Below are 10,632 nucleotides of genomic sequence, written 5' to 3'. Positions count from 1 at the left end.
ATCATTGCTAAGTATTTAAGAGCAATTCAAAAAATTAAAGAGATAACTTGATTCAAACGGTGCTATTTAGATTTCACAACATTTGTCAAAGAGCCATTATATATAATAAAAATTGGCTGGCAGATAATTCTGTCAGTCTTTCTTAAATATTTTTGTTTTTTGTTTCTTAATTGTATATAATAAAAATAGGTGACTAAATTTCAGATTATTTAATTAATTTTAAATATTTAAATATATATAGAATAAAAGTAAGTTAAGGAGATGGACAATGAAATATTTAAAAAAATATCTTTATTTAGTTCTGCTAATTTTATTTTTTATAATATTTACAATTTCAATACAGGCCGAGGAGTTTATAACCTTAGGTGTCACTTCCAAAAAAATTGCTTTATCAAAATTAGAAAGTTGGCAGTCTATCCTGGATGAAGTGTCTAAAAGAAGTGGAATAGATATTGAATTGGTAGTTGCAAAAGATCATCAAACATTAATAGATTTAATGAGAAACAAAAAAATTGATTTAGGTTATTTTTCTCCAGTCTTTTATGTAAAAGCACGTAATGAATTAAACTGTAAGCCAATAGTCTTAGAAAAAAGGCTGGGTAGTCCCTATTATCGAGGAGGTTTTATTGTACATAAAAATTCTAAAATTAAAAATTTAACTGATTTAAAAGGTAAAAAACTAGCCCTCACAGCTAAAAGAGATTCTACTTCAGGCTATTATTTACCAATAGCTATTTTAAATAGAAATAACATAAATTATAAAGATGACTTAAATGTTGTATACACAGGCAAACATATTAATGTTTTAAAAAGTGTAAGTTATGGATTAGTTGATGCAGGAGCAATAAAGTTATTCATTTTAGAAGATGAGCTTAATAAAGAACATAGTTCACAAATTAGAATTATTGCTAAATCTTCTTATCTACCAACATCTTCTATTACAGCCAGAGAAGATATAAAAAAAGATATAATAAATAAACTCAGAAAAGCTTTTTTAAGTCTTGATACTGATCAGGAAGGTTTAAAAGCAATGCAAAAATCTGGTTTTGATGGTTTTGCTGTTAGTAATGATCAAATGTATGACATTGTTAGAGAATATTTAGTAGATTATTCAAAATAATTATTAGTTATAATAGAACTTCATAGAACTTCAGCTGAATGAAGTTTTAAAAATAAGGATGATTAATTTTGTCATTAAAAAAAAGATTGATTACTTATACAATGTTAATATTTTTAATAATTATGATTTTAGTAGCCTATGTATTAATTGTTCAGCAAAAGGACATATTTCAGGAGGAAATTGAGAGAAGAGGTGTACTTTTAGCAAGGACTTTAGCAGAAATTAGTAAAGAAGCACTGCTGGTGCATGAATTTAGCACTCTTTCTAAAAATGTGACTTCTTTTAATAGCGAACAAGATGTTGTTGAAGCGAAAATAATAAATAATAATGGTAGAATTTTAGCAGCATTAAATAGAGATTTAGAGGGAAAATTTATTGAAAATAGTTTTGAAGAAAAGCAGAGTTATTTAGATGATGATAAGTTAATAACTAGCAAAGATATTATTATAGATGGGGAGGTGATCGGCAGGACAATAATTACACTTTCTCAACAAACTCTAAAGGATAAGATAAATTATTCGATTAGAATGATGATTATTATTTTAGCAGCAGCTTTTTTGCTGCTGGCATTTATAATTCATATTACTGCTGATTATATTTTAAAACCAATTACTAATTTAGCTAAAATAGTTCGCAAAATTCCAGAAAGTGATTTTAATATTTCTAAATTAAAGTCTAAAAACCCTCCTCTGGAATTAAAAGAACTTTATAATTCTGTAATCTGGATGTATGAAGAAATGCTGATCATCAGGAAAAGTTTAATTGAAAAAACACAGCTGGCTACTCTTGGTAAAATGTCAGCTTATCTAGCACATGAAATACGTAACCCTTTAGAAGCCATTTCTGGAGCTGTCGAAGTAATAAAATTAAAAAAAGAATTAAATTCTCAAAATGGGTTTTTGAAAATAATAAATGAAGAAATTGATACATTAAATAATTTTTTAGATGAATTTTTAAATTTTGCCAGGATTAAATCATATAAATTTAAAAAAATTGATATAATAAATCTTCTAAATGATATATCCAAATTATTAGAGGCAATGACTGATAATAATAATATAACTTTAATTAAAGAATTTAATACTAAACATAAGTATATTAAAGGTGATATTAATAAAATGAAAAGTGTTTTTACCAATATTATTTTAAATTCTATTGAAGCAATTAAAAAATCTGGTTATATTAAAATAAAAGTTGACGATAATGAAAATTATATTTTGATTAATATTGAAGATAATGGCTGTGGAATCAAAAACGAAGATCTTGATAAAATTTTTAACCCATTTTTTACAACAAAAAAAAGTGGTAGTGGTATAGGTTTAAGTATCTCAAAAGAAATTATTGAAAAACACAAAGGAAAGATTGAAGCGAATACTGATAATAATACAGTTTTTAAAATTAAATTACCTATTTATAAGGATGATAGCAATAATGAAAAAGATACTAATAGTTGATGACAAAGAAAATATATCTAAGGTTCTAAAAGCAATATTGGAAGCTGAAAATTATATAGTTGATTATGCAAATGATGTAGATGAGGCAATTAGAAAAGCAAAAAGCTTGAATGCGGATCTAATTATATCAGATATAAGAATGCCAAAAATGAGTGGAATTGAGTTTTATGAAACAATGTTAAAAAAGAATATTAAAAGTAAATTTATTTTTATGACTGCTTATGGCAGTATTCCGATGGCTGTTAAAGCAATGAAATTAGGTGCATCAGAATTTTTAACTAAACCCTTGGATTATGATGAGTTAAAAATCAAGATTCGAAATTTAATTGGGCAATGTAAAATTGATGAAAAAGATGAGATAAGGAAAAAATATAAGAGAATAATTGGGGAAAGTAAAGCAGTTTATAATTTGCTAGAAACAATTAATATGGCAGCCGATTATAGTTCGACGGTTTTAATTCAGGGTGAAAGCGGGTCTGGAAAAGAATTAGTAGCAAAAGCTTTACACTATCAGAGTCAGCGCCGAGAAAATAACTTTGTTGCAGTAAATTGTGCAGCACTTAATCACAATATTATCGAATCTGAGTTATTTGGACACAAAAAAGGTTCATTTACAGGGGCTATTAAAGATAAAAAAGGAAAGTTCGAATTGGCAGATCAAGGGACTATAATGTTAGATGAAATTACTGAAATTAGCCTTGATACTCAATCTAAACTACTGCGGGTATTACAGGAGAAAAAATTTGAAAGAGTTGGTGAAAATATAAGTAGAGATATCGATGTGAGAGTAATTGCAACTACTAATCGAGATATTAAGAAAATGGTCAGAGAAAATGAGTTTAGGAGTGATCTTTTTTATCGCTTAAATGTTATTCCCATAAATGTTCCTCCTCTTAGAGAAAGAAAATCAGATACTAAGATTTTAATAGATCATTTTATTAAAAAAATATCGGACCGAGAAGGGGTTGCTCGAAAAAGTATTTCTGATAAGGCTGTTGATTTATTAAAAAAATATAACTGGCCTGGAAATATTAGAGAGTTAGAAAATTTAACAGAAAGGTTAATTGTTACTTCTAAAAATAAGGAGATTACTGTTCAAGATTTGCCCCCGGAAATTATAGAAAAAGTTAATTTTGATCAAAATAAATTAAGTGAAAAAGAAAAAATTATTAATTCTTTAACAAAAAGCAGTGGTAATAAAACTAAAGCAGCTCAAATTTTAGGGATTTCTAGAAAGACTTTATATAACTGGATTAAAAAGTATAAAGATGACAAAGAAGTTGCAGACTTAGTTGAGTAATTACACAACAAAAATGTGAAGATTACTAAGAATACACAAAATAAAGAATATTATAATATTTAAACCAGTAAAGACTCTTTTTTAAGGAAAGTTTTTACTGGTATTTTTATTTAAAAATAAAAATAAAGCATTAAATATAAAAAGATTGATATAAATTTCAATAAATTATTTTCTTAAATAAGATTTATTATTGATAATTTTCAAAAAATATATTTTTTATTTTAATTTATTAAATATTACTTTTCTGGTATGAAAATTGCATTAAATATAGGTGGCATGACTGGTTATTAATTATTTTAGCTTTGGGGGTGAATAAGAAAAGGGTATTTTAATAAAAAATTAATTTATTTATTTATTTATTGGTTATTTATTTGTTAATGAAAAATATTAAATCATATTAGGGGGATATTAAATGTTTAAAAAAATTAGAAAAAGAAAAATTTATTCTAGAATGATTATGACTGTTTTAATTGCAATGCTTTTAGCTGGTAGTGTTTTAGCTGCTGGAACTGAAGCAGAAAATCCAAAATATATTTTTTTTCTTATTGGTGATGGTATGTCCAGTTCTCAGGCAACATTAGCAGAATACTATAATCAATTTGAAAATTTAGAAGAAGTTAATCATGATTATGAAGAGTATGGAGAGAGCTTTATTGATCTTAAAGCAGAAAAACATAGTGACAGATTAATGATGCATAGATTGGATCATGCAGGTTCAACACGAACTACGGGATCATTTACTTTAGTACCTGGTTCTGCTCAAACTGCAACAGCATTAGCGACTGGTGTTAAGACTGATAGAGATACTATTGCTTTGGACCTTAATGATAAGCCGCTTAAGTCTGTTTTAATAGCAGCCAAAGATAAAGGTATGGCTACAGGCTTAGTTTCAACTGCTAGAATCACTCATGCTACACCTGCTTCTTTTGGGTCTAATGTGCCTGATCGAGGAATGGAGAATGAGATAGCAGTACAGTATTTAGAAAATGAAATTGATTATCTTGTTGGTGGTGGAGCAAGACATTTTTTACCAGGTAATAATGATAACTCTAAGCGTGAAGATAACAGAAATCTATTTGAAGAATTTGCAGATAAAGGTTATCAAGTATTTGAATCTAGTGATCAAACAGCAGCATTTAGAGATTATACTCCACAGGCTGGAGATCAAGTCATTTATACACCAACTATGAGCCATGTTTCTTACGAAATTGATAGAGACAATAAATTAGTTCCAAGTATTGCAGAAATGACAGCAAAAGGAATAGAATTATTAAAACAGGATAATGAAGGATTCTTTATGATGATTGAGGGTGGAAGAATTGACCATGCAGCTCACGATAATGATGTTGCTACAACCATCCATGATACTTTAGCCTTTGATGATGCTGTTAAAACAGCTTATAAGTTTTATCTAGAACATCCAAATGAAACTTTAATAATTGTTGCTGGTGACCATGAAACTGGTGGTCTTGGTTTAAACAGCAGTGAAGGTATGGAATATGATTACTTTATGGATCTAGCACCTATTCGCGAGGTAAAAGCTTCTATTGAGGAAGGCTTTGAGTACACAGGTGATAGAGAACAATTATATACTGATTTAAAAGAAGATTTTGGAATAGCAGAATTAACTGAGAGAGAAAAAGAACTTTTAGAAAATGCTATGGATCTTCAGGATGCAAAAGGTCGCGGAGCAGACGTTGATGAAATTAACGGTTATTGGCCACAGGCAACCTGGATAAGCCCAGTACAGTCAACTATAGCTCACATTACTTCAAGAAGATCTAGAATTGGATGGACTTCTTCTGCTCACACCGGACAAATTATTCCTATTAGAACCCATGGTGTTGGTGCAGCTAGATATACTGGCTCAATGGATAATACTGATGTAGCTAAAATCACTGCAGAACTATTAGAAGTAGAACTTAATTAGAAGAGATATATAAATTAATCTTTGATTGATTGGTGGGGAATTTTTCCTCACCTTTCTTTAAATTTTAGTGTGGGGAGTGTGGGGGAACAAATATGAAGGGCAAAAAAATTAAAGCAATTATTCTAATAATTATTATTACGGCATCACTTTTATTTTTGTTTTATAATTTAAGTTTTCAAAATGATACCAGAGAACTTAGAGCTGTAGTAAAAAAAGTTGATGATAGCGAGATCAGTGGTTCGGGAGTTCAAAAATTTGGGCGACAAATAGTAAGAGTTGAAATAAAAGAGGGTAAATACAAAGGAAAAATTATTAATGCTTCCAATCATTTAATTGGAAATTTGGGCTGGGATTATCGGTTTAATGAAGGAGATGAAATTTTAGTTGCAATTTCAGAAACAGAAAATAATGAGATTAGAGCTGCAGTTGCTTTAGATGTTTATAGACAGGGCTGGATTTTAATATTAATTGCACTTTTTATTATATTATTAATACTTTATGCTCGGTATATAGGATTAAAAGCTCTGTTTTCTTTTATAGGAAGTATATTTATTATTTGGAAGATATTAATTCCCGGATTACTAAAAGGTTTAGATCCATTGATTTTTACATCTTTTGTGCTTCTAATTTTATCTGCTTTAATCTTATTTTCTATTGCTGGTTTTACTAAAAAGGGTTTTGCTTCATTTTTTGGTACTAGCTCAAGTCTTTTAATAACTATTGCTTTAACAATCTTTTTTGGAAATAAACTTGCACTTGATGGGATGTCTTCTCCTTATGTAGGAGAGATGATGGCTGCGGGTTATTTTAATTTAAATATAAGAGAAATATTTTATGCAGCTGTAGTCATTGGGGCCTCTGGAGCGGCAATGGATATTGCTATGGATATGGCTACAACTATTAAAGAATTAAAAGAACAGCGACCTGATATGGAAATGAAAGATTTGATCAAATCTGGTTTTAATGTAGGAAGTGATGTAATTGGAACTATGACTACAACTCTGCTTTTGGCTTATGCAGGTGGATATTTAACACTAATAATGGCTTTTATGACTAGAACAGCAACTCTAAGAAGAATTTTTAATTTGAGAATTATTGTTTCAGAAATATTAAGAACTCTTGTTGGTAGTATTGGCCTAATAATAGTGGCACCAATTACTACGATTTTTGCCGCCTGGCTTTACAGCAAAAAATTTAAATTAGAAAAAAATAAAGATTAATTTTAAAATTTCAAATCAAAAAACCCCCAAGAAACCTGCGCTACCAGGCAAAACTTGGAGGTGAAGCATCTTATTATTGAGGCATTGTATGAGAAATCGTGCAGTCCTTTTTTTGATTTCATTTCAAGATTATAATTATGATAATTGATTATGGTATTTTCAAACTTTAGAATTTGAAAAACTGAATATTCAAACATATAATTCAAGTTTATGGTATAATATATATATAGGTATCAAAAACAGATTTACAACCCAAATAGAGAAAAAAATTATTGCAAAATATCTTATGTATAAAAAAGGGGGAGCTTCTGATGGCAGCAATAGATCTGGCAGTTGAAGATTTAAAAACGACATTACTTCAAATCAATCGAATTGAGGCAGCCAAAATATTTAAAAACTTTTATGAAAAAGATAAAAATTTTGAAATGCTGGAGCATTTAACAATAGAAGTATTGGAGAAAATCGGGGATGGCTGGGAAAATGGCCAATTATCTTTATCACAGGTATATATGAGTGGTGTTATTTGTGAAGAATTGATTGAAAAGTACATTCCCAAAAATATCGTTTCAGATAAAAATGAATTAAAAATAGCTATTGGGGTTTTGCAGGATCATCATTCTTTAGGAAAAAGAATTGTTTATTCAGTTTTAAAAGCAGGAGGTTATGATCCTGTTGATTTTGGGCAGGGTTTGACTGTAGAAGAAATAGTCGCTAGAACTCTTAAGGAAGAAATCGATATTCTTTTGATATCTACATTAATGCTTCCTTCTGCTCTGAAGGTAAAAAAAGTTGTTGAAAGACTGCGTGATGGTGGTTCATCGGCCAAAGTTATTGTAGGCGGTGCTCCATTCAGATTAGATTCTAATTTATGGGAAAAAGTGAATGCAGATGCAGATGGGAAGAATGGAGCAAAAGCATCAAAAATTATTGAGAGCTTTATGAAGGGAGGAAAGCAGTCATGAATTCAATGGAACGTGTTATGACAGCTATCAGTCATAAAGAACCGGATCGTGTGCCTGTCTTTCATATGTTTTCTCATTATGGTGCTAAAGAGTTAGGGTTATCAATAAAAGAATACTTTTCTAAACCAGATCATGTGGTGAAAGCTCAGCTGGATATGAGAAAAAAATATAGTAATGACTGTTTATATACCTTTTTCTATGCAGCAGTTGAAATAGAGGCTTTTGGAGGGGAAGTTATGTTTACTGAAGATGGACCACCAAATTCTGGAGAACCTTTTATAAAGAGTATAGGGCAGATAAAAAATATAAAACCACCTAAGATATATGATTCAAACCCATTACAAAAAGTTCTGGAAGTGACCCGAATTTTAAAAAAAATTATTGGAGACGAGGTTCCCATTGTCGGGGTAGTAATGTCACCTTTTTCCCTGCCTGTAATGCAGATAGGGTTTGAAAAATATCTGGAATTAATATACTTTAAGAAAGATGAGTTTAAACAGTTAATGAAAATTAATCAAGAATTCTGTGTGTCTTGGGCCAATGCTCAGCTTGAAGCAGGAGCTACAGCAATTTGTTATTTTGATCCTCTTGCTTCACCTACAATTATTGAAAGAGCAAAATATCTGGAAACTGGATATAAAATTGCAAAGAAAACATTAAGTCAAATTAAAGGTGCGACAGCCACCCACCTCGCTTCAGGGATCGCTTTTCCAGTTGTGGATGATATAGCTGCAACAGGTTCAGCAGTACTTGGCTTTAGCGGGGAAGATAATATAGAAGCAATAAAGGAAAGAGCAGCTAAGAAAATATGTCTTCTTGGAAATTTAAATGGTATTGATATGATAAATTGGGATAAAGAAAAAACCAGAAAAGAAGTTAAAGAACTTATTCAAAAGGCGGCCAGAGGGGGAGGATTTATTTTGTCTGACAATCATGGGGAGATCCCATGGCAGGTATCGGAAGATATTTTGCTTGAGATTACTGAGACAATCAAAAAACACGGTACCTATCCAATTAATTAAGGCGGAAAAATAAATGAAAAAATTACAAATTTTTATATGTGAGAACTTTTATCCTGAATATCAGGCAGCATTACAAAGAGAAGGAATCAATGATGTAAATCTGAGCATATTTCCAAGTTTATGCGATAGTAAAAAAGAAAAAAGTGAAGTAACAAAAATATTTTCTAAAGCTAAAAAAGAACAAAGTGTATTGATTTGCAGTCGCTCTTGTGATGCTTTGAAGCTTATTAACGAAGAAATTATAACTGAAACCATTAGCTCTAATTATTGTTTTTCTAATTTGATTAGTGATGAGTTTTTGAATTATCTTATTGCACAAGGTAATTATATTATAAGTACAGGTTGGTTAAAAAAATGGAAAAGTCATCTTGCTAATATGGGCTTTGATAAAGAAACAGCAAGAATGTTTTTTAAAGAAACAAGTAAACAAATTGTTTTTCTTGATGCAAAAATCTATGATAATGCTGAAGACTCATTAAAAGAATTATCATCCTACTTGGATCTTCCTTATTTAATTGTACCAATCAATCTTAAAATAATTCAATTACTGCTGAAGAGTAAGGTATATGAATGGCGGCTTCACAATCAAAAACAAGAAAATACTGGAGTAATCAATGAACTAAGAAGCCAGTGTGCAGATTACGCTGCTGTTTTTGATATATTAGGGGAAATATCTTCTTACACAAACAGAAGAGATGTAATAGGTAAAGTAAAAGATCTGTTTATGATGGTTTTTGGTGTTCAAAAATTCAAATTTTGGAGTGGAAACTCTAAATTAATGCCCTCTGAATTAAGAGATTTTAAATCAAATGATGATAATTATTTAATGCTTAAAAATGAAAATAGATTTTGTATTAAAGTTTCATGGAATGATCATCTTTATGGAGTTTTAGATGCCAGTGCATTTTTGTTTTCAAAATATATTGAAAGATATCTTAACCTTGCACTGGACATCTCTAAGTTCTTAGGTCTGGTACTTTATAATAATGAGCAGTATGAAAAAATAGTGAAATCAGAGAACAAATTGAAATACATCAGTTTTCACGACTCAATGACAGGATTGTACAATAGAAATTACCTAAATCAATTATTAACTAATAAAGTTGATAATGAAGTAAAAATTATTTTTATGTTTGATATCGATAAGTTAAAGTATGTAAATGATAATTTTGGACATATCGAAGGAGATAAACTAATAAAAAGTTTTGCTGATATTCTGAACCAATGTTTCAGAAAAGAAGATATTGTTATTAAAATTGGTGGAGATGAATTTACTGCATTTTTATACGATGGTGATGAAAAAACAGCAAAATCAATAAAAAATAGAATTCTTAATTTAATTGATAGGTATAATGAAAAATTAGAAAAAAAACATTTAAAATTAAGTGTTTCTATTGGCTATGTAATTAATCAGAACAATAATGAGACAATTGAAGACTTCATGAAAAAAGCTGATAATTTAATGTATAGAGATAAAATGAGAAAAGATTAGAATTATACCATATAAATTGGATTTGACGGAAAGAAGTTGAGGATTCTCGGCTAAAGCCAGAAAGTAACAGTCTAAAAAAGTAATAATTGTAATAAATAACTAAAATATTGAACTTTGAAAACTCCATACTGA

8 protein-coding genes are annotated in these 10,632 nt (G+C 29.4%); all 8 read left to right on the top strand.

The genetic code is table 11. The features are described from left to right. Window positions 1–268: 268 nt before the first annotated feature. The 8 genes from C8C76_RS14385 to C8C76_RS14350 all read left to right on the top strand — a co-directional run bounded on the left by C8C76_RS14385 (window position 269) and on the right by C8C76_RS14350 (window position 10,500). Window positions 269–1,120, top strand: a complete 852-nt coding sequence (locus C8C76_RS14385) for a phosphate/phosphite/phosphonate ABC transporter substrate-binding protein (RefSeq protein ID WP_073155992.1) — start codon at window positions 269–271, stop codon at window positions 1,118–1,120. 68 nt (window positions 1,121–1,188) lie between these two features. Further along, window positions 1,189–2,574: a sensor histidine kinase gene (locus tag C8C76_RS14380; protein WP_073155989.1), complete on the top strand. Its 1,386-nt coding sequence runs from the start codon at window positions 1,189–1,191 to the stop codon at window positions 2,572–2,574. After that, entirely contained in the window at window positions 2,552–3,874 is a 1,323-nt protein-coding gene (locus C8C76_RS14375; RefSeq protein ID WP_073155987.1) for a sigma-54-dependent transcriptional regulator, read from the top strand. Before C8C76_RS14380 ends, C8C76_RS14375 begins: the two co-directional genes overlap by 23 nt. A 412-nt stretch (window positions 3,875–4,286) precedes the next feature. Then, on the top strand, window positions 4,287–5,804 hold the full coding sequence (locus C8C76_RS14370) for an alkaline phosphatase (RefSeq protein WP_108142839.1): 1,518 nt from the start codon (window positions 4,287–4,289) through the stop codon (window positions 5,802–5,804). A gap of 92 nt (window positions 5,805–5,896) precedes the next feature. Continuing rightward, window positions 5,897–7,024 carry a YibE/F family protein gene (locus tag C8C76_RS14365; RefSeq protein ID WP_108142837.1) on the top strand — a complete coding sequence of 376 codons (1,128 nt, stop codon included), beginning with the start codon at window positions 5,897–5,899 and terminating at the stop codon, window positions 7,022–7,024. Window positions 7,025–7,335: 311 nt separating this feature from the next. Next, the gene (locus C8C76_RS14360) at window positions 7,336–7,986 is read left to right on the top strand and encodes a cobalamin B12-binding domain-containing protein (protein ID WP_108142835.1); all 651 of its coding nucleotides are present in this window, start codon (window positions 7,336–7,338) and stop codon (window positions 7,984–7,986) included. Continuing rightward, window positions 7,983–9,008, top strand: a complete 1,026-nt coding sequence (locus C8C76_RS14355) for a uroporphyrinogen decarboxylase family protein (RefSeq protein WP_108142833.1) — start codon at window positions 7,983–7,985, stop codon at window positions 9,006–9,008. Before C8C76_RS14360 ends, C8C76_RS14355 begins: the two co-directional genes overlap by 4 nt. 13 nt (window positions 9,009–9,021) lie before the next feature. Beyond that, on the top strand, window positions 9,022–10,500 hold the full coding sequence (locus C8C76_RS14350) for a GGDEF domain-containing protein (RefSeq protein WP_108142831.1): 1,479 nt from the start codon (window positions 9,022–9,024) through the stop codon (window positions 10,498–10,500). Window positions 10,501–10,632: the final 132 nt, after the last annotated feature.

This window comes from Halanaerobium saccharolyticum (assembly GCF_003053565.1).
Lineage (GTDB): Bacteria > Bacillota > Halanaerobiia > Halanaerobiales > Halanaerobiaceae > Halanaerobium > Halanaerobium saccharolyticum_B.
The sequence above is the reverse complement of the archived record's forward strand: the minus strand, read 5'-3'. Positions and strand labels throughout refer to the sequence as shown.

What these genes read in the sequence shown, in the direction of transcription:
- C8C76_RS14365 (WP_108142837.1), top strand. Translation starts at nt 5,897, where the DNA reads ATGAAGGGCAAAAAAATTAAAGCAATTATTCTAATAATTATTATTACG.
- C8C76_RS14355 (WP_108142833.1), top strand. Translation starts at nt 7,983, where the DNA reads ATGAATTCAATGGAACGTGTTATGACAGCTATCAGTCATAAAGAACCG.
- C8C76_RS14350 (WP_108142831.1), top strand. Translation starts at nt 9,022, where the DNA reads ATGAAAAAATTACAAATTTTTATATGTGAGAACTTTTATCCTGAATAT.
- C8C76_RS14360 (WP_108142835.1), top strand. Translation starts at nt 7,336, where the DNA reads ATGGCAGCAATAGATCTGGCAGTTGAAGATTTAAAAACGACATTACTT.
- C8C76_RS14370 (WP_108142839.1), top strand. Translation starts at nt 4,287, where the DNA reads ATGTTTAAAAAAATTAGAAAAAGAAAAATTTATTCTAGAATGATTATG.
- C8C76_RS14385 (WP_073155992.1), top strand. Translation starts at nt 269, where the DNA reads ATGAAATATTTAAAAAAATATCTTTATTTAGTTCTGCTAATTTTATTT.
- C8C76_RS14375 (WP_073155987.1), top strand. Translation starts at nt 2,552, where the DNA reads ATGAAAAAGATACTAATAGTTGATGACAAAGAAAATATATCTAAGGTT.